The organism is Kribbella flavida DSM 17836 (genome assembly GCF_000024345.1).
Classification (GTDB): Bacteria; Actinomycetota; Actinomycetes; order Propionibacteriales; family Kribbellaceae; genus Kribbella; species Kribbella flavida.
Genome location: NC_013729.1, coordinates 3,173,891 through 3,193,718, shown reverse-complemented (window position 1 = coordinate 3,193,718; position 19,828 = coordinate 3,173,891). Strand labels below are relative to the sequence as shown.

Below are 19,828 nucleotides of genomic sequence, written 5' to 3'. Positions count from 1 at the left end.
ACCCGGCAAGATGGTGGACGTGCCGAAATCGACTGCGCTGAGCCGCTTCTCGCCCGCCACCCGGGCGTGGTTCGGCGACGTCTTCGAGGCGGCCACCCCGGCCCAGCTCGAGGCGTGGGACGCGATCACCGCGGGCCGGGACGCGCTGGTCGTCGCGCCCACCGGCTCCGGCAAGACGCTGGCCGCCTTCCTCTGGGCCCTGGACCGGCTGGCCACCACTCCCCCGCCCGACGACCCGAAGCTGCGCTGCCGGGTGCTCTACGTCTCGCCGCTGAAGGCGCTGGCCGTCGACGTCGAGCGCAACCTGCGGGCCCCGCTGATCGGCATCCGGGAGACTGCCCGCCGGCTCGGCGAGGCGCCGATCGACGTCGAGGTCGCGGTGCGCTCGGGTGACACGCCGGCCAACGAGCGGCGCCGGTTCGCGACCAAGCCGTCCGACGTCCTGATCACGACGCCGGAGTCGCTGTTCCTGCTGCTGACGTCGCAGGGCCGCGAGTCGCTGCGTGGCGTGGAGACGGTGATCGTCGACGAGGTGCACGCGGTCGCCGGCACGAAGCGGGGCGCCCATCTCGCGCTGACCCTGGAGCGGCTCGACGCGCTGCTGCCGAAGCCCGCGCAGCGGATCGGGCTGTCGGCCACCGTCCGGCCGGTCGAGGAGGTCGCCCGGTTCCTCGGCGGCGAGCGGCCGGTGACGGTGGTCCAGCCGAAGTTCACCAAGCAGTGGGACCTCAGCGTCGTCGTCCCGGTCGAGGACATGGCCGAGCTGGCGAACACCGAGGTCGAGACCTCGGGATCGGCCGCCGGCGCGCCCCGCCACGCGTCGATCTGGCCGCACGTCGAGGAGCACGTCTTCGACCTGATCTCCGAGCACAGCTCCACCATCGTCTTCTCCAACTCGCGCCGCCTGGCCGAGCGGCTGACCGCCCGGCTGAACGAGATCGCCGCCGAGCGCGCCGAGCTGGAGCTGCCCGACGCCGGTACGCCGGCGCAGGTGATGGCGCAGTCGGGAGCGGCGCTGGCCGCGCCGCCGCTCATCGCCCGGGCGCACCACGGCTCGGTCAGCAAGGAGCAGCGGGCCCTGATCGAGGCCGACCTGAAGTCCGGCCGGCTGCCGTGCGTGGTGGCGACGAGCAGCCTCGAGCTGGGCATCGACATGGGCGCCGTCGACCTGGTCATCCAGGTCGAGGCGCCCCCGTCGGTCGCGAGCGGCCTGCAGCGGGTCGGCCGGGCCGGGCACCAGGTCGGCGCGATCTCGCGCGGCGTGCTGTTCCCCAAGTTCCGCGGCGACCTGGTCGACACCGCGGTCGTGGTCCAGCGGATGCGCGACGGCCTGATCGAGAGCCTGCACATCCCGGCGAACCCGCTGGACGTCCTGGCTCAGCAGATCGTCTCGATCGTCGCGCTCGACACCGTCGACGTGGACGAGCTGTACACCCTGGTCCGCCGGAGCGCGCCGTTCGCGACGTTGCCGCGCTCGGCGTACGACGGGGTGCTGGACATGTTGTCGGGCCGCTATCCGTCGGACGAGTTCGCCGAGCTGCGGCCGCGGATCGTGTTCGACCGGGTCAGCGGGGAGATCTCCGGCCGGCCCGGAGCCCAGCGGCTGGCGGTGACCAGCGGCGGCACGATCCCGGACCGGGGCTTGTTCGGGGTGTTCCTGGTCGGTGAGTCCACCAACCACCGGGTCGGGGAGCTGGACGAGGAGATGGTCTACGAGTCCCGGGTGGGCGACGTGTTCACCCTCGGGGCGTCCAGCTGGCGGATCGAGGACATCACCCACGACCGCGTGCTCGTCTCCCCCGCACCGGGCCAACCGGGGCGGCTTCCGTTCTGGAAGGGCGACGCGGTCGGACGGCCGGCTGAACTGGGCGCGGCGACCGGTGCGTTCGTGCGGACGATGGCGTCACTGCCGCCGGCCAAGGCGGTCAAGCGTGCCCGCGACGCCGGCCTCGACGAGTACGCCGCCAACAACCTGATCGCTTACCTCGGCGAGCAGCGCGAGGCGACCAGCCGGGTGCCGGACGACGTGACGATCGTGGTCGAGCGGTTCCGGGACGAGCTGGGCGACTGGCGGGTCTGCATCCACTCGCCGTACGGCGGTCAAGTGCACGGTCCGTGGGCGCTGGCGATCGCGGCGCGGCTGCGCGAGCGGTACGGGATGGACGCGCAGTCGGTGTCCGGCGACGACGGGATCGTGCTCCGGCTGCCGGAGACCGACGAGCCGCCGCCAGGGGCCGAGCTCGTGCTGTTCGACCCGGCCGAGATCGAGGACCTGGTCACCGCGGAGGTCGGCGGCTCCGCGTTGTTCGCCGCTCGCTTCCGGGAGTGCGCGGCGCGAGCTCTGCTGCTCCCCCGGCGCAACCCGGGCCGCCGCTCGCCGTTGTGGCAGCAGCGACAGCGTTCCGCGCAGCTGCTGAGTGTGGCCAGCAAGTACGGGTCGTTCCCGATCGTGCTGGAGACGCTGCGTGAGGTGCTGCAGGACGTCTACGACCTGAACTCGCTGAAGGATCTGCTGACCGGAATCGGCGAGCGCCGCGTGTCCGTGGTCGAGGTGGAGACTTCGGAGGCGTCGCCGTTTGCCAAGTCACTGCTGTTCGGCTACGTCGGCGCGTTCATGTACGAGGGCGACGCGCCGCTGGCCGAGAAGCGTGCGGCTGCGCTGGCGCTCGACCAGGGCTTGTTGGCCGAGCTGCTGGGGCGGACCGAGCTGCGGGAGCTGCTCGACGCCGAGGTCGTCATGCGGACCGAGGCCGAGCTCCAGCGGCTGGCGGAGGATCGCCGGGCGCGCGACGCGGAGGGCCTGTTCGACGTACTGCGTCTGGTCGGGCCGCTGTCGGTCCACGCGGCCGCGCAGCGCAGCGTCGACGGCGCGGACGCGGAGACCTGGCTGACCGAACTGGCCGCGGCTCGGCGCGTCGTCCGGGTGCGGATCGCCGGCGAGCATCGGTGGGCCGTGGTCGAGGACGTCGCCCGCTTGCGTGACGCGCTCGGGGTGCCGCTGCCGCCCGGTGTCGCCGAGGCGCACGCGGAGCCGGTCGCCGATCCGATGGGCGACCTGGTGTCCCGCTACGCCCGGACGCATGGTCCGTTCCGCGCGATCGACCTGGCCACGCAGCTCGGGATCGGCGTCGCCGTGGTGACGGACGCGCTGCGCCGGCTCTCGGCGGCCGGGCGAGTGGTCGAGGGCGAGTTCCTGCCCGGCGGCATCGCGATGGAGTGGTGTGACAGCGAGATCCTCCGGCTGCTGCGGCGCCGGTCACTTGCCGCGCTGCGCAAGGAGGTCGAGCCGGTCGAGCCGGCCGCGCTGGCCCGGTTCCTGCCGGCCTGGCAGGGCATCACCAGCAGCCGCGGCCGCGGGTACGACGTACTGCTCGGGGCAGTCGAGCAGTTGGCCGGGTGTGCGGTGCCTGCGTCGGCGCTGGAGTCGATTGTGCTGCCGGCGCGTGTTCCTGGGTACCAGCCGTCCATGCTGGATGAGCTGACCGCGACCGGTGAAGTCGTGTGGGCCGGTTCTGGTTCGCTGCCGGGGACGGACGGATGGGTGTCGCTGCACCTGGCGGACAACTGCGACCTGACCCTGCCGGACGCCGATCCCTCCTTCGAGCTCGGTGAGACTCACCAGGCCGTGCTGGACGCGTTGGCCGGCGGCGGGGCGTTCTTCTTCCGTCAGCTCAGCGATGTCGTCGGGGCGGCCAGTGGCGTCGTGGACGACGAAACGCTGGTCGGCGTGCTCTGGGATCTGGTCTGGGCCGGCCACCTGACGAACGACACGCTCACCCCCGTGCGCTCGCTGGTCTCCGGCGGCCGCGGCAGTCACCGGACCAAGCGGGCGACGCCACGCGCTCGTCCGGGCCGCGCGCTGAGGTCCGGGCGGCCCTCGATGCCGTCGCGCAGCGGTCCTCCGACGGCCGGTGGCCGCTGGTCACTGCTGCCCCCACGGAACGAGGACGCCACCCGGCGGGCTCACGCAGCGGCCGAGACGCTGCTCGACCGCTACGGCATCGTCACCCGCGGATCCGTCATGACCGAGCGCACTCCGGGCGGATTCGCTGCGGTCTACAAGGTCTTGAGCGCCTTCGAGGAGTCAGGCCGGTGCCGGCGTGGCTACTTCGTGGCGGGGCTCGGGGCGGCGCAGTTCGCCTTGCCCGGAGCCGTCGACCGGTTGCGCGCGCTTGCCGACGGCGCGACTGGTGGAGGGCGGAAGCAGGAGGAGCCGGCGGCTCGTGCCGTCGTACTGGCGGCCTCCGACCCGGCGAACCCGTACGGCGCCGCGCTGCCGTGGCCCGAGCGGGGGAACGCCGGCGGTCACCGGCCGGGGCGAAAGGCCGGCGCGCTGGTGGTGCTCGTCGACGGCAAGCTGATCGTGTACGTCGAGCGCGGCGGGCGGACGGTTCTGAGCTTCACCGAGGAGCCGGACATGCTGCAGCCGGCGGTGGACGCGCTGGCGCTGGCGATCAGGGACGGGCATCTCGGCAAGTTGAGCGTCGAGACGGCGGACGGCGAGCAGGTGCGGCACACGGCGTTCGGGGACGCGCTGGCGAAGGCCGGGTTCCATGCGACGCCGCGTGGTCTGCGGCTGCGCGCCTGAGGTGACGGGATGCCTGAGGGAGACACCGTCTGGCGGGCGACCAAGCGGCTTCACCAGGCGCTGGCCGGCAAGGTGCTGGTCAAGAGCGACTTCCGCGTGCCGGCGTTGGCAACGACCGACCTGAGCGGCGAGACGGTCGTCGAGGTGGTTCCCCGCGGCAAGCATCTGCTGATGCGGATCTCCAACGGGGTAACGATTCACAGCCACCTGCGGATGGAGGGCAGCTGGCACCTCTACCGCCCGGGTGAACGGTGGAAGGGCGGGCCTGACTACCAAGTGCGCGCCGTCCTGGGAACCGACGCCTGGACTGCCGTCGGGTACCGGCTGCCCGTCCTGGAGTTGGTTGCCACCGACGCCGAGAACACCGTCGTGGGGCATCTCGGGCCGGACATTTTGTCGCCGACCTTCGACCGGACGCAGGCGATCGCGAACCTCGCCGCCGATCCGGATCGCACGATCAGCGAAGCCTTGCTGGACCAGCGCAACCTGGCCGGCATCGGCAACTTCTACCGTGTCGAAGTGTGCTTCCTGCTCGGCCTGCACCCGTGGAAGCCGGTCTCTCAGGTCGATCTCGGCGCTGCCGTCGATCTGAGCCGGCGGCTGATGAAGGCCAACCTGCAGAACGCCGCCCAGGTCACCACCGGGGTGAACCGGCCGGGTCAACGCTCCTGGGTGTTCGAGCGCGCCGGCAAGCCCTGCCGACGCTGCCGCACCACCATCCTGACCGCCCACCTCGGTCAGCCCCCGCAGGACCGCGTCACCTTCTGGTGCCCCCACTGCCAGCCCGAGAACTGACGCGAGCAACGGGCGACAGACAACCGTCGCAACGGCGCCGCCGCAACCGCGTTGCCGCTACGGCGCCAGCAAGGATTCCGTCGAGTCGACGGCTGCCCAGGTTTGCGCATCAGCCGCCGATGTCGATCCCCGGACGGCGAGCCGGGCAGCGCTGACGGCGCAACGCCCGCGCCGGGTCGCACGCGATCGCGCTGACGGCGCAACGCCCGCGCCGGGTTGCACGCGATCGCGCTGACCGCGCAACGCCCGCGCCGGGTTGCACGCGATCGCGCTGACCGACCACGACGGGTACGGCGGCCTAGGCGGCCGAGGCATGCGGCGTCGACGGTGAACCAAACCGCACACACCCGCCGCGCCGGCCGATCGCCGCCGGCCGTGCGGGCAAGGGACGGCTGGTCAGGCGGCGACGACCTCGGGCTCGATGGCTCGGTGGGCGAGAACGAGCGCTTCTTCGCGGGCCAAATCTTCACTGACCTCGGCGAAGACCGTGGACAGCGGGACGTCGAGGGCCGTGCAGATGGCGGCGAGCAGCTCGCTCGAGGCTTCCTTCTGGCCGCGCTCCACCTCGGAGAGGTAGCCCAGGCTCACCCGGGCCTCGGCGGACACCTCGCGCAGAGTGCGCCCCTGGCGCAGCCGCTTACGCCGCAGTACGTCGCCCAGCAGGCCACGAACCAGCACCATGAGGTTTCTCCCTTCCGCCTGGCGGACCGAATCTACTCGCACCGTAGATCGACCGTGGGGACCAACGGTACCCGTTGCCGGGTCAGTACTCGTCGCAACGTCCAGCTTCGGTGCGCCGTGCCAGTCTGCCCTACCTGTGCCCATGGTGGTCTCAACACTCCGGGTGGTCGGGATCTTCCGCCATCAACTCGACGGCGAGACGCAACACGGCCTCGACACTGGCTCGCCGGACAGCGGCCCGGTCCCCGCTCAGCGCCAGCTTGCGGACCCGGACGGCGTCCGGTCCGGCGGCGGCCACGTACACCGTGCCGGCCGCGATGCCCGCCTGCGGGTCCGGCCCCGCCACACCGGTCGTCGCGAGGCCGTAGGTGGCCCCCAGACGCTCCCGGACGCCCGTGGCCAAGGCCTTGGCCGTGTCGGCGTGCACGGGGCCGACAGCGGCCAGGACATCGTCGGGTACGCCGGCCAGCGTCGCCTTCAGGTCAGTCGCGTAAACGACGACCCCTCCGCGGTAGACAGCCGAGACACCGGCCACGTCCGTGAGCGTCGCGCCGACCAGTCCACCCGTCAGCGACTCGGCGGTCGCCACGGTGGCTCCCTGCGTCTTCAGCTGGGCCACGAAGGCCGACAGCGTTTCGCCCAGGCTCGCCGACACCCCGTCCACGCTCATGGCAGCGGCCGCTTCGCCGCGGCGCGGAGGCGGACCGCGCGGCCGACGTAGTCGAGGCCGGTCACGAGCGTCACGATCACGGCCGCCGCCATGAAGGCCACGGCGGTCCAGTGCAGGATCGCCACCGCGTGCCACGGAAGCAGGTAGAGCCCCAGAGCGATCGCCTGCAGCACCGTCTTCAGCTTGCCGCCGCGGCTGGCCGGCATCACCCCGTGCCGGATGACCCAGAACCGCAGCGCGGTGACGCCCCACTCGCGGACCAGCACCACCACGGTGACCCACCACGGCAGGTCGCCGAGCACCGACAGCCCGATGAACGCGGCGCCGGTGAGCGCCTTGTCCGCGATCGGGTCCGCGATCTTGCCGAAGTTCGTGACCAGGTTCCACCGGCGGGCGATGTCCCCGTCGAACCGGTCGGTGACGATCGCCACCACGAAGGCAGCGGTGGCCAGCAGCCGGTTGCCGTCGTCGCTGCCTGCGTCGCGCAGCAGCAGCCAGACGAACAACGGCACCAGGACGAGCCGCAGCACCGTCAGCGCGTTCGCCACGTTCCAGGCGCTCGGCGCGCTGATCGGGCCGGCGGCCGCACGCGGCACCGGATTCGTCGGCGGGATCGTCACGCGGTCAGGTTAACGGCCCGGACGACTTCCTGGGGCCGGACGTGCGCGGCGTACTGGGCGACCAGATCGACGCCTTCGCTGCCGACCACCTCGGCGGTGACCAGGTCCCCGACGGCCAGACCGGCCGGCAGGCCGGTGAGCGTCGTGGAGCCGTCGACCTCCGGGCCCTGGTGGGCGGCGCGCCCCTCGGCGGTGTCGCCGTCGATCGACTCGACCAGGACCTCGACCGTCTCGCCGATCCGGGCCTCGGCCCGCGCCGACGTCAGGTCCTCGGCCAGCCGGGTGACCCGGTCCAGCCGGGCCGCGATGGTGTCCTCGTCCAGCTTGCCGTCGTAGGTCTCGGCCTCGGTGCCGTCCTCGTCGGAGTACCCGAAGACGCCGATGGCGTCGAGCCCGGCGCGGGACAGGAAGTCGCACAGGATGTCCACGTCCTGCTCGGTCTCGCCGGGGAAGCCGACGATCACGTTGCTGCGGATCCCGGCCGTCGGCGCCTGCCCGCGGACCTGCTCGATCAGCTCGAGGAACCGCTCCGCGTCGCCGAAGCGCCGCATCCGCCGCAGCAACGGGCCGGACGCGTGCTGGAAGGACAGGTCGAAGTACGGCACGACGCCCGGGGTGGAGGTCATCGCGGTGATCAGCGTCGGCCGCATCTCGGCCGGCTGCAGGTACGACACCCGGACCCGGGTCAGACCCGGCACCGCGGCGATCTCGCCGACGAGGGTCTCGAGCAGCCGCAGGTCGCCGAGGTCCTTGCCGTACGACGTGGAGTTCTCGGAGACCAGGAAGACCTCGCGGACCCCGTGCTCGGCGAGCCACTGCGCCTCGCCCAGCACCTCGGTCGGGCGGCGGGAGACGAACGCGCCGCGGAACGCGGGAATCGCGCAGAAGGCACAGCGACGGTCGCAGCCCGACGCCAGCTTCAGCGGGGCCATCGGTCCACCGTCCAGGCGGCGCCGGACGACGCGCGGTCCGCTGGCCGGCGCGCTGGCCAGGTCAGGCGCGTCGATGGTGAGCTCGGTCGCCTTGACCGCCCGTCCCTTCAGCTCGGCCTTCGCGCCGGCCGCGAGCTCACCGGCTTCGGCGGAGGGCTGGTCGGCCGGCGAGGTGGTGCCATGAGCCGTGTCGCCGTGGCCCGGCAGAGCCACCCCGTGTGCGGCGGCGCGGTCGGCCGGGGCCAGCGGCAGCAGCTTGCGGCGGTCCCGCGGGACGTGCGCCTGGTGCTTGGTCCCGGACAGGATCGACCGCAGCTTGTCGGAGATGTCCGCGTAGTCGTCGAATCCCAGGACGGCGTCGGTCTCCGGCAACGCCTCGGCGAGCTGCTCGCCGTACCGCTCGGCCAGGCAGCCGACGGCGACGACGGCCTGGGTGCGGCCGGAGTCCTTGTAGTCGGAGGCGGCGAGCAGCGTGTCGACCGAGTCCTTCTTGGCGGCCTCGACGAATCCGCAGGTGTTCACCACCACGGTGTCCGCGTCGGCGGCGTCCTCGACCAGCCGGAATCCACCGGCTTCCAGACGGCCGGCCAGCTCCTCGGAGTCGACATCGTTGCGAGCACAGCCCAGCGTGACCAGGGCGACAGTCGTGGCGTTCGTAGTCATCACCCCGAGTATGACTGCTGCCCCCGCCGCGCCCATAACCAGCCGCTGCACGTCACAGCCGCGCAGCCGTTCTCGGCCAGGGCGTCAGGAGATCTGCTGGATGGTGCCGGTGGGAGTGATCAGGAAGCGCTCGGCGGTGAGGTCGGTCTGCTGGCCGTTGATGAACAGGACCAGGTTGTCCGTCGAGCCCACACTGACCCGGATCGTGCCGGGGTAGGTGACGGTCTGGGTGGAGCCGGTGCCGAGCAGGCCCTGGAAGAGCTTCTCGCCGAAGAAGTTCCGCAACGTCACGTACGTGCCGCCGTTCGCCGCTTTCAGCGTCACGACGAGCCTGCTGGGCGTGGACGGCCCGGCAGGGGTGGCGGCCGGCTTCACCGGTGGCTTCGCCCCGACCGGCTTGGGAGCCGGCGTGGTGACCACCGGCGTCGCCGTGGTCGCGGTGGCGCTGGCCTCGACGTCATTCGGCACGGTGAACAGGCGCACCATGCCCCAGCCCATCAGTCCGACCAGGACCGCGCCGACGACGACCGCCCAGCGCGGGCGCACCGCGTACAGCCGGCTTTTGTGCAACTCGGGCAGGTCCTCGCGGTGGCGGTGGCCCTCCTCCACCGGTGGCTGCGTCTCGTCGAACTGTGCCAGCAGCGGCGCCGGATCGACCTTGACCGCCCGCGCGATCGCCCGGAGGTGGCCGCGGGCGTAGAAGGCACCGCCGCACCGGGTGAAGTCGTCGGCCTCCATCGCGAGCAGCAGGCCCGACCTGATCCGGGTCGCGGCACTCAACTGCTCGATCGACAGGCCCGCGCGTTCGCGGGCCGCGGTGAGCTCGCTGCCGATGCTCACGTCCCCACCGCCTCTCCACCGTCCCGGTTGCGTGTGCAGAGCCGTCGACTTCACAGTCAACGGTTCTGGCTCGACGGGGTCACGGCAAGGTCAGAGCTGTTCCCTGACCGGACATCTGGCGTCGGCCAGCATGTGCAGTGTCTGTACCACTTCCCCGTTCGACGGCCGTGCCGTCAATCCGAACGGTACCGCGAGTGAGGTCCCGGTGAGCCGACGATTGGCGTCAGTCGTCCTGCGCGTCGCGGCGGGCAGGTCGGCCAGCACCGGTCCGGGGTCGAGCAGGTGCAGCGCGATCCGGCCGTCGTCCAGCGGGTGCCGGCGGCGCAGCACGGTGACTTGCTCGATCTCCTCCCAGCGGGTGCCGATCCACTCGTCGCCGATCCGCAGCCGGATCCCGACCCGGTCGGCGACCAGCATGTCCCCGACCGTGAGGGCCCGGGCGCAGACCACGGCGAGCGCGCCGAAGCCGAGCGCCGCGACCCAGCGCAGGACGCCGGTCGAGCTGGTCGATCCGGTCACCGCGAACCCGATCGCGACCAGCGCGGCGCCGACGGCCAGGCCGCCGTGCACCTTCTGCGAGGCGCGGACGGTGAACTCGCTCGTCCCCGGGCCGGGGTCGCCCTCGTACTCCGCCGGGTCGAACTGCGCCGCCTCGTACGAACCGGCGGGGTGCTGCCCGGCGCCGGTGCCGCGCCGGGTGGCGTCGTGCTGGGTCGTCTCGAAGCGTCCGGGCTCGAACTGGCCGCGGGGCATGGTCGTATGGGCCGTCACGGCTCACTCTCCTCGCAGGGTGGCGACGAAGTCCTCTAGGTCGTCCGGTTTGACCAGGACGTCGCGGGCCTTGGAGCCCTCGCTCGGCCCGACCACTCCCCGGCTCTCCAGGATGTCCATCAGCCGGCCCGCCTTGGCGAAGCCGACCCGGAGCTTGCGTTGCAGCATCGACGTGGAACCGAACTGGGTGGACACGATCAGCTCGGCGGCCTGCACGACCAGGTCGAGGTCGTCGCCGATCTCGTCGTCCAGGTCCTTGCTCGGACCGGCCACAGCGGTGACGTCCTCGCGGTACGTCGGCTGCAGCTGCTCCTTGCAGTGCTCGACCACCGCGCGGATCTCGCTCTCGGTGACCCAGGAGCCCTGGATCCGCATCGGCTTGCTCGCGCCCATCGGCAGGAAGAGGCCGTCGCCCTGACCGACCAGCTTCTCCGCGCCGGGCTGGTCCAGGATGACCCGGCTGTCGGCCAGCGAGGAGGTGGCGAAGGCGAGGCGGGACGGCACGTTCGCCTTGATCAGACCGGTGACCACGTCCACCGACGGCCGCTGGGTCGCCAGCACCAGGTGGATGCCCGCCGCCCGGGCCAGCTGGGTGATCCGGACGATCGAGTCCTCGACGTCGCGCGGGGCGACCATCATCAGGTCGGCCAGCTCGTCGACGATCACCAGCAGGTACGGGTACGGCGTGAGCACCCGCTCGCTGCCCGGCGGTGGCTTCACCTTGCCGCCCCGGACGGCCTTGTTGAAGTCGTCGACGTGCCGGAAGCCGAACGCCGCCAGGTCGTCGTAGCGCATGTCCATCTCGCGCACGACCCACTGCAGCGCCTCGGCGGCCTTCTTCGCGTTGGTGATGATCGGGGTGATCAGGTGCGGGATGCCCTCGTAGTTGTTCAGCTCGACCCGCTTGGGGTCGACGAGGATCATCCGGACCTCGTCCGGGGTGGCCCGCATCAGCACCGAGGTGATCAGCGAGTTCACGAACGACGACTTGCCGGAGCCGGTCGCGCCGGCGACCAGCAGGTGCGGCATCTTCGCCATGTTCGCGACCACGAAGCCGCCCTCGACGTCCTTGCCGAGCCCGGCCACCATCGGGTGGTGGTCGTTGCGGGCGGTCGCCGACCGGATCACGTCGCCGAGGCTGACGATCTCCTTGTCGACGTTCGGGATCTCGATGCCGATCGCGGACTTGCCCGGGATCGGCGACAGGATCCGGACGTCGGCCGACGCCACCGCGTAGGCGATGTTCTTGCTGAGCGCGGTGACCTTCTCGACCTTCACCGCCGAGCCGAGCTCGACCTCGTACCGCGTCACCGTCGGGCCGCGGGTGTAGCCGGTGACCTGGGCGTCGATGCCGAACTGGTCGAACACCTCGGTCAGCCGGTCGACAACCGCGTCGGAGGCCTTGGTCCGGGCCTTGTGCACCGAACCCGGCTTCAGGATCTGGCCGTCGGGCAGCGTGTAGGTGATGTCGCCGGACAGGCTGAGCTGCTCGACCCGCTGCGGCAGCGGCGTGTGCGGCGGCGGTTCGGGAGCGGACTCCGGCTTGCTCGGCTTGACCACCGGGCTGGCGGCACCGGCCACCGCGGCGGCCGCGTTGCTCTCCGCGTCGGCGTCGAGGTCGTACGGCTCCTCGTCGACCGGCGGCTTGGCCTTGCGCCCGCGTTTGCCGAGCTCCCGGCCTTCCAGCACCGGCGAGTCGTACGGCTTGACGGTCGGCTCGCCGTCCTCGTCGAGCGCGGCCTTGGCCCGGCGCTCCTTGCGGGTCAGCCGGACGGTGTCGTCCGAGGCGGCCGCGACCGACGGGGCGTCCGCGGGGAGCTCGGTCCGCCCGAGCAGTACGTCGAACGCGGCGCGCACCCGCAGCGGGATCGCGTAGATCGGGGTGCCGGTGACGACCAGCGCACCGAAGACCGCGAGCAGCACCAGCAGCGGCGCGGCGACGTACTGGGTGAGCAGGTCCGACATCAGCGAGGAGACGACGTACCCGACCGCACCGCCGGCGTCCTGCAGCGGGGCGTCGGCCGGGTCGTTGGGCCGCGGGATGCCGTGCGCGATGTGGACCAGGCCGAGAATGCCGAGCGAGATCGACGTCCAGCCGATCACCTGGCGCCCGGCCGGGCCGTTGCGGTCCGGGTGGCGCAGGGTGCGCAGGGCGATGAAGAGCAGCATCAGCGGCACGGCCCAGCCGAGCATGCCGACGCTGCCGCTGACCACCGTGCGGAGGCCGTTGCCGACCGCGCCCGGCAGGTCCCACCAGATCGCGGCCGCGACGATCACGGCCAGCCCGATCAGGGACAGTCCGGCGCCGTCGCGGCGGTGCGCGGGATCGAGGTCGCGGGCGCCGTTGCCGACGCCGCGCACGATGCCGCCGAGCAGGTGGGCGAACCCGAGCCACAGTTTGATCAGGCCGCGCCCGAGGGCGAGCATGGCGGCCGCGAAGGGACCCGCTCCCCCGCCGGTTTTGGGCGTGCTGGTCCGCGCAGCGGTGCTGCCACCGCGCTTCGCGCTCTGCCCACGCTTCTGGGCGCCAGACGGACGGGAGCGTCCACCGGCGGCCGATCGCGCCGAGCTCGGGCGATTGGCTGCCGACTTCTGCGCCCGCGCCGGGGAAGACGTGCGGGTCGCCATGATCAGCAGGCTACCCCGAGGACCACTGCAGTCACACGTGTCACACGCCGGTCACGCCGCCCCTTCCGTCCCGTCACAGCAGCAGCCGCCGGATCTCCGGACCCGTCCGCAGGCGAAGATCGGTCCGGACGGCGAACCAGTCGGCGGCGCCGAGCATCCGAGTACAGGACTGCGCCGACGTGACGGAGAGGACCGCCGAGTGTGGGGAACACACGGGGCCGGCTGGGCCGCGGTGGAGGGTGGAACCGCCGGACCGCCGCACCCATCGTCGGCGTCACGGTGGCCGCGGTGATCACCGGAGCGGTGCTGGCCGCTCGGCAGGTGCCGCAGCAAGGCGGGTTCTCAGCGGCGCCGCTGACCGGTTCGGCCTCGCCGGGACCATCCTCGGCGAAGACTCAGATCGGCACGCCGGTCCCGACGAGTGGCACGCCGTCCCGACGACCGCTGCCGCGACACGTCCGAGCAGTCCGGCCTCCCTGCCGACCACGGTCGAGCTCGAGCCGGCCCGGCTCCCCATGGGCCGCGCGCCCCAGCTGGCCTATCTCGCCGGCCGGACCGTTCGCGGCGGCACCGGGCCCGACGTGACCATCCCCGGCCGGCAGCGGATCGAGAACGCCGTCCGCTTCGGCGGCGGCCTGCTGGTCGTGCTGTCGAAGGGCGAAACGGCAACCGAGCTCGCGCAGCTCGACCCGCACTCGGCAGCCTTCCGCCCCGAGCGCGTCGCCGGGGTCACCAGTCTGGTCACCTCCCCCGAGGACGACCTCGCCGCGTACGCCGTCGCCGCGGACAGCGCCATCTCCTGGATCGAGTCGACCGGCACCGAGCCACGACGGACCTTGCGGCGCGCGGAGTACGGCCACACGACCGTGCTCGGCGTCCGCGGCGACCGGGTCCATTTCCGTGCTGAGGGCAACGATTATCCGGCTTCGCAGACCGCCTACGTCTGGAACTCGAAGACCGGCGAGGTCACGGCGCTGAAGACGGTGCGCAGCCTTCAAGCTGAACACGGCCGGGACCGCGGCCGTCGACAGCATCAGCGGTGCGGCGCAGACCTTCTGCAGTGCGCTGACGGACCTTGCCACCGGCAAGCGTCGCTTCCGCACCTGCGAGTACTCGCTCGACGGCTTCACCCGACCGGACCGTCGTCGCGAGCGAGGACTTCCGCGCCGGTGGAGCCGAGCCGCGCACCGCCGCCCTCGACGCGACCGGCGGAGCCGTACGCCGTCAGTGGGTCGGGGCCGAGTTCGTGATGGCGATGGCCGAGGACGACGACCATCTGCTGATGGTGGCCGACACGGGCGAGAACACCAGGGCCGCGATCATCCGCTGCACGATCTCCACCGGGGCGTGCGAACTGGCCACGCCGCTCGCCGAGCACCGCCGGTTCGACGTCCGACTGCTCGGCGCCAGGGTGTGATCAGACGGCGGTGACCGGTTGTCGGCGGCGCCGGAACACGTGCCAGCCGACGACGTACATCGCGAGTGCCGCGGCGGCGCCCGTGCCGAGGCCGGTCAGGCTCAACCGAAGGACCGCTTCGCCGACGCGCGCATCGTCTTCCTGGGCCGTACGGACCACGGTGACGATCGCGCCGGCCAGGCCGGCGACAGCCGCCGCGGCCAGCACGGCGTACCGGGCGGGTGGTGAAAGGTAGCGCTCAGGGTCCACGGGCTCCGGCGTTGTGCGCTGCCACCAGCGGTAGAGCCAGAGGACGATGAGCAGGATCCCGCCGATGCTGCTCAGGTACTGCAGCACCCGGTTGACGTCCCAGGTCGGGGTGAGGTTTGCGGTGAGGAAGCCCCACTGGCGAACGAAGTAGCCGTCGTAGTGCGTGAACGAGTCCCACAGGACGTGCGTGAATCCGCCGATGACGAGGGAGATCGCTGCCCAGAGCAAGTAGTTCGCGGTGGGTCGCCGGCCGGATGGCTTCAGCCGGCCGGCGAGAGACGGCGGCGCCAGGGCCACGAGCGGGCGCTTCAGGACCCAGTGGAAGACGACCAGGGCCAGCAAGGCGAGCAGCGGGTTCAGCCACAGCGCCGAAGTGAACTGGTGGGTGAGGGTCAGGGTGAAGCTGCCGTGAATCTGCCGGGTCGCCAGGTCGTACAGCGGATCCAGGTAGAGCAGGTCCGGGGCGAGCGCCCCGGCGACCAGCGCCGAGGCCACGAAGGGCCGCCGTACGAAGGGCAGGACGGCGGCCGGATGGGCCAGCGGGAAGGGCACAGGCGCAGACTAGGCGATGTCCCGACCGACCGGCGAGGTCGGCCGCAGCGCGCGTCAGGCGCCGGTGACGCCGTCCAGTTGCTCGCGGACCAGGTCGGCGTGTCCGCAATGCCTGGCGTACTCGCCGATCAGGTGCACGTAGATCATCCGCAGCGTCGACTCCTGGCCCTTGAACGTGAAGCGGTCGTCGAGCGACCGGCCCGCGGCGGCTGCGTCGGACAGCTTCCACTCCTCGACCAGCGCCTCGTACTCCGCCTGCGCGCTCGCCGCGTCGATCAGCTCGAAGTCCGCGTCCTTGCCGAGCTCGGGCGCGAAGACCGGCTCGGCCGGTGGGCCGGCGGCGAAGTGGATCCGGAACCAGATCCGCTCGACCTTGCGCGCGTGCCGGATCAGGCCGAGCAGGGACAGGTTCGACGGCGGGGACGGACGCTCGGCGAGCTGCTCGGCGGTCAAGCCGGCGCACTTGTGCAGCAGCGTCGTCCGGTAGAAGTCCAGGTAGCCGGCCAGTAGCTCGCGTTCGGGTGCCACCAGCGAGCCGGCCGGCCGCTCGACGGCGGGTGCGGTCCAAGTCATCGCAGCATCGTGCACCACCACCGCCCAGGCGTCATCCGAGTTCTGCCGCCGCGCTCGTTATCTCAACATATAGCCGCTTATCTCATAATACGAGATGGCTGCTGGCGCACCCAGCAGTCCGTTGGCTACCGTCTCCGGCAGGTCATGAGAGCCAGCGACAAGCCCCGGCTAGCTGGACGGCAACCCTCCTCCGCGGTGGGGTGCCCCGGGTGAGGACCAGGCCGTGCGGACACCCCGTTCGGCAAGTGCGGACTTCCCGGGAGCAGCAGCATGTCGATCCTCTCCATCCTCGAGCCGGCCACCACGACCGCCGCGCGACCGACCGTCGCACGGCTCACCACCGGCAGCATCCCTGCCACCGTCGGCGCGGACCTGCTGGTCCCGCTGGCCGACGGCCGGGTCACCGACTACGCCAACTTCGACCACGGCGCGAGTGCCCCGTGCCTGGAGTCGGTGCGGCGCGCCGTCGAGGTCGCCCTGCCGTCGTACGCGTCGGTGCACCGCGGCAACGGCTACGCGTCCCGGATCACCACCCAGTGGTACGAGCGGGCCCGCCGCGAGGTGCACGGCTTCGTCGGCGCCCGGGAGGACGACCAGGTGATCTTCACCCGGCAGACCACCGACGCCCTCAACCTGCTCGCCCGCGCGGTCCCGGCCGACGCGACAGTGATCGTGTTCGAGTCCGAGCACCACGCGGCGCTGCTGCCCTGGCCGGCCGAGCGCACCATCCGGCTCGCGGCCCCGACCTCCGGCACCGGCGCGGTGACCGCTGTCGCCGACGCGTTGCGCCAGGCACCGGAAGGCCCGCGGCTCGTTGTCGTCGCCGGTGCGTCGAACGTGACCGGCGAAATCTTCCCGATCGCCGAGCTCGCCGCCGTCGCCCGGGCCCACGGCGCCCGCACCTGTCTGGACGCCGCCCAGCTCGCTCCGCACCGGCCGGTCGACATCGCGGCCCTGGACGTCGACTGGGTGGCGCTGTCCGGCCACAAGCTCTACGCCCCGTACGGTGCGGGCGCGCTGATCGGCCGGGCGGACTGGCTCGACGCGGCCGACCCCTACCTGTACGGCGGCGGCGCGACCGCGGCGGTCGGGGCCGGCACCACGGTCTGGAACGAAGGCCCGGCCCGGCACGAGGGCGGCTCCCCCAACGTCATCGGCGCGATCGCCCTGGCCGCCGCCTGCGCCGCGGTGAGCCGGCACCGTGACGCGATCGAGCAGCACGAGCGCAGTCTGCTCGCCCGGCTTCGGACCGGTCTGGCGCAGATCCCCGAGGTGACCACCTACTCGCTCTTCGGCGCCGAGGCCGACCGCGTGGGCACGGTCTGCTTCACGGTCCGGGGCATCAGCTCGACACTGGTCTCGGCGGCGCTGTCGGCGGAGTACGGGATCGGGGTGCGGGACGGGAAGTTCTGCGCGCACCCGCTGGTCGGCCACCTGCTGCAGGACTCCCCCGAGCACGGCACCGCGGTCCGCGCGAGCCTGGGACTCGGGACCACCCGCGAGCACGTCGACCGCCTGGTCGGTGCGATCCGCACGCTGGCCACGCAGGGCCCGCGTTCGCAGTACGAGGAGTCGGCGCACGGTTGTCAGCCGAGCGACGACCCGCGCGACCTGGACGCTCCCGAGATCTGGTGAACGTCCAGCACTCGTCAACCGGCTGAGACCGGCCGACCCACCGCTCGGCAAGGCCGTCGGCACCACGGGTTGGTGAGTGCTGCAGCTACAACTCCGGATCCAGACCTGTGTGGTGAGCGGCGAACGCCAGCAGGTCGGCCCATTCCGAGGCGACCATGGCGGCGGGTTTGCCGAAGCCGTGGCCGGTGTCGACCTCGACCCGGGTCAGAACCGGACGATCGCCCGCCTGCGCGTGCTGCAGCGCGGCGATGAACTTGTGGCTGTGCAACGGCACCACCCGGTCGTCGTGGTCCCCGGTGACCACCAGCGTCGCCGGGTACGCCGTACCGTCGCGCAGGTTGTGCAGCGGTGAGTAGGCCAGCAGGTCCTCGAACTGGTCCGGGTCGTCGGGCAGCCCGTAGTCCGAGGCCCAGCCGGCGCCGATGGTGAACAGGTGGAAGCGCAGCATGTCCAGCACGCCCACTCCGGGCAGAGCCACCGCGAACAGCTCGGGCCGCTGCGCCATCACCGCACCGACGAGCAGACCGCCGTTGCTGCGGCCGTGGATCGCCAGCTGCTCGGGTGTCGTCACGCCGGTGTCGCGCAGGTGCTCAGCGACGGCGATGAAGTCGTCGAAGACGTTCTGCTTGTTCTTCAGCCGGCCCTCGTCGTGCCAGTCGCTGCCGTACTCGCCGCCGCCGCGCAGGTTGGTGATCACCAGCACTCCCCCGGCAGCCAGCCAACCGGGCCAGCCCGGCTTGTAGTCGGCGAAGATCGGGACGCGGAAGCCGCCGTACCCGTACTGCAGCGTCGGTCGCGGTTCGTCGATCGGCAGGTCGGCCCGGCTGACCACGTAGTACGGCACCTTGCGGCTCGGTTCGAGCCGGCGGGTCACGGTCACCTCAGGAGCCGTGTACGCCGCACCGGCCGGCACCAGCTCCGGCAGCGCCCGGACGGACCCGGTCGACGCGGACACGGCGTACGACGTGGTCGGGTCGGTCGTGGCGGACAGCCCGACAAAGACCTCGTCCTGGTGAGGGCTCGCGTTCAGCCCGACAAGTCCGCCGCCGCCCACGTCCACGGTGCGGGTGTTGCCGCCGTCGACGTCGTACAGGGTGAGCACCGGCTGGGCGTCGACCAGACAGACCGTGACCAGGCCGGACGCCGTGCCGCTGACCGCGAGCAGCGTCGCCTCGCGCTGCGGGACGACGTCGGTGAAGGTGGCGTCCAGGTCGCTGCTGACGATCCGGCCGCGCGGCGCGTCCCGGTCGGTGCGCAGGATCAGCCGGTCCCCGGCCATCCGCACGAACTCGGCGGCGTAGGCGAACTCGTCGATGACCTTGACCGGCTCGCCGAGACCGCCGTCCTGGAGCGGGTAGACCCACAGCCGGGTCCGCGGGTCGGTGCCCTGGAAGATGTGCAGCACGACGTACCGGTCGTCCTCGGTGACCTCGACGTCGAAGTGCAGCCGGTCGTTGCCGGCCAGCCGCAGCACCAGCTCGTCCTCGGTCTGCGGCGTGCCGACCCGGTGCAGCTTGAGCTCGCCGGCGCCGAGCGCCTTCGTCTCCGTGCCGTCGCTGCGCCCGCCGGACGGGTAGTGCACGTACAGGAACGACGACGAGTCCGGCAGCCAGGTCGCCTCGCAGAACTTGGCCTCGGCAACGACATCGTGCACCGCGGCCCCGGTCGCGACCTCGAGCAGCCGGAACGTCAACCAGTCGCTGCCGCTCTCGTTGATCGCGTAGGCGAAGTACTTGCCGTCCGGGCTGACCGTGAAGCCGCCGAGCGAGTCGGTGCCGCTCTCGGACAGCTGGTTCGGGTCGATCAGCACCCGGCCGCCGTCGAGCAGGGCCGGCAACGACTCCGCGACGTACACGACGTCCTGGGCCTGGGTGCCGTCGTTGCGGCCGACGAAGTACCAACCCGACTTGCGCACCGGTACGCCGGCCCGCGGCCGGGCCAGGATCGCGCTCATCGTCGCCCGGAACCAGGCCCGCTCCGGGTACGACGCCAGCTCGGCCTCGGTGAACGCGTTCTGCCGGGTCACCCAGTCGATGGTCTCCGGCGCATCCGGATCCTCCAGCCAGCGGTACGGATCGGCGATCTCGCGTCCGTGCAGCGTCTCGACGACATCACCACGACGGCTGTGCGGGTACTCGACGGTCATGGGGCCTCCCGGCCTGCACTGAGGAATGGAGGGAGCGCAGCGACCGGAGTGACGAGGGAAGGGCGGGA

The 19,828-nt window shown here is 71.9% G+C and carries 15 protein-coding genes and 1 riboswitch; of the genes, 5 read left to right on the top strand and 10 right to left on the bottom strand.

Going from position 1 to position 19,828, the window contains the following annotated elements; genetic code table 11:
• Positions 1-10 precede the first annotated feature (10 nt).
• Together KFLA_RS14850 and KFLA_RS14845 are read left to right on the top strand one after the other, a co-directional pair.
• Positions 11-4,588 (top strand): ATP-dependent helicase, encoded by a 4,578-nt coding sequence (locus tag KFLA_RS14850; RefSeq protein ID WP_012920619.1) that lies wholly within the window; start codon positions 11-13, stop codon positions 4,586-4,588.
• A gap of 9 nt (positions 4,589-4,597) precedes the next feature.
• Positions 4,598-5,383: an Fpg/Nei family DNA glycosylase gene (locus tag KFLA_RS14845; protein ID WP_012920618.1), complete on the top strand. Its 786-nt coding sequence runs from the start codon at positions 4,598-4,600 to the stop codon at positions 5,381-5,383.
• Positions 5,384-5,779: 396 nt separating this feature from the next.
• On the opposite strand, the gene KFLA_RS14840 is transcribed toward KFLA_RS14845, so the two are convergent.
• The 7 genes from KFLA_RS14840 to KFLA_RS14810 all read right to left on the bottom strand — a co-directional run bounded on the left by KFLA_RS14840 (position 5,780) and on the right by KFLA_RS14810 (position 13,188).
• A complete protein-coding gene (locus tag KFLA_RS14840; protein WP_012920617.1) occupies positions 5,780-6,064 on the bottom strand; it encodes a helix-turn-helix domain-containing protein in 285 nt (94 codons plus the stop codon).
• A 151-nt stretch (positions 6,065-6,215) separates the two neighbouring features.
• Positions 6,216-6,734, bottom strand: a complete 519-nt coding sequence (locus KFLA_RS14835) for a CinA family protein (RefSeq protein ID WP_012920616.1) — start codon at positions 6,732-6,734, stop codon at positions 6,216-6,218.
• Positions 6,731-7,354: a CDP-diacylglycerol--glycerol-3-phosphate 3-phosphatidyltransferase gene (gene pgsA, locus KFLA_RS14830; RefSeq protein ID WP_012920615.1), complete on the bottom strand. Its 624-nt coding sequence runs from the start codon at positions 7,352-7,354 to the stop codon at positions 6,731-6,733. The genes KFLA_RS14835 and pgsA overlap by 4 nt, the downstream gene beginning before the upstream one ends.
• Complete coding sequence (gene rimO / locus KFLA_RS14825; protein ID WP_041290120.1) at positions 7,351-8,949, bottom strand: 30S ribosomal protein S12 methylthiotransferase RimO; 1,599 nt, start codon at positions 8,947-8,949, stop codon at positions 7,351-7,353. Before rimO ends, pgsA begins: the two co-directional genes overlap by 4 nt.
• A gap of 84 nt (positions 8,950-9,033) precedes the next feature.
• A complete protein-coding gene (locus KFLA_RS14820; protein WP_012920613.1) occupies positions 9,034-9,789 on the bottom strand; it encodes a helix-turn-helix domain-containing protein in 756 nt (251 codons plus the stop codon).
• Positions 9,790-9,879: 90 nt separating this feature from the next.
• Entirely contained in the window at positions 9,880-10,560 is a 681-nt protein-coding gene (locus KFLA_RS14815) for a hypothetical protein (protein WP_012920612.1), read from the bottom strand.
• A 3-nt stretch (positions 10,561-10,563) separates the two neighbouring features.
• Complete coding sequence (locus tag KFLA_RS14810) at positions 10,564-13,188, bottom strand: FtsK/SpoIIIE family DNA translocase (RefSeq protein WP_202797126.1); 2,625 nt, start codon at positions 13,186-13,188, stop codon at positions 10,564-10,566.
• A gap of 515 nt (positions 13,189-13,703) precedes the next feature.
• Between KFLA_RS14810 and KFLA_RS14805 the strand changes: the two genes are divergently transcribed.
• Positions 13,704-14,438, top strand: coding sequence for a hypothetical protein (locus tag KFLA_RS14805; protein WP_012920610.1), 735 nt, complete (start codon positions 13,704-13,706; stop codon positions 14,436-14,438).
• On the top strand, positions 14,438-14,605 hold the full coding sequence (locus KFLA_RS37945; protein WP_012920609.1) for a hypothetical protein: 168 nt from the start codon (positions 14,438-14,440) through the stop codon (positions 14,603-14,605). The genes KFLA_RS14805 and KFLA_RS37945 overlap by 1 nt, the downstream gene beginning before the upstream one ends.
• Here KFLA_RS37945 and KFLA_RS14800 read toward each other — a convergent pair whose 3' ends face one another.
• Together KFLA_RS14800 and KFLA_RS14795 are read right to left on the bottom strand one after the other, a co-directional pair.
• Positions 14,606-15,406 (bottom strand): DUF4184 family protein, encoded by an 801-nt coding sequence (locus KFLA_RS14800; RefSeq protein ID WP_012920608.1) that lies wholly within the window; start codon positions 15,404-15,406, stop codon positions 14,606-14,608.
• Positions 15,407-15,460: 54 nt separating this feature from the next.
• Entirely contained in the window at positions 15,461-15,979 is a 519-nt protein-coding gene (locus KFLA_RS14795; protein ID WP_012920607.1) for a DinB family protein, read from the bottom strand.
• A gap of 140 nt (positions 15,980-16,119) precedes the next feature.
• A riboswitch (SAM riboswitch) is annotated at positions 16,120-16,233 on the top strand.
• Between the two features lie 16 nt (positions 16,234-16,249).
• Here KFLA_RS14795 and KFLA_RS14790 point away from each other — a divergent pair.
• The gene (locus tag KFLA_RS14790) at positions 16,250-17,614 is read left to right on the top strand and encodes an aminotransferase class V-fold PLP-dependent enzyme (protein WP_012920606.1); all 1,365 of its coding nucleotides are present in this window, start codon (positions 16,250-16,252) and stop codon (positions 17,612-17,614) included.
• An 85-nt stretch (positions 17,615-17,699) separates the two neighbouring features.
• On the opposite strand, the gene KFLA_RS14785 is transcribed toward KFLA_RS14790, so the two are convergent.
• Complete coding sequence (locus KFLA_RS14785) at positions 17,700-19,760, bottom strand: prolyl oligopeptidase family serine peptidase (RefSeq protein ID WP_012920605.1); 2,061 nt, start codon at positions 19,758-19,760, stop codon at positions 17,700-17,702.
• Between the last annotated feature and the right edge of the window lie 68 nt (positions 19,761-19,828).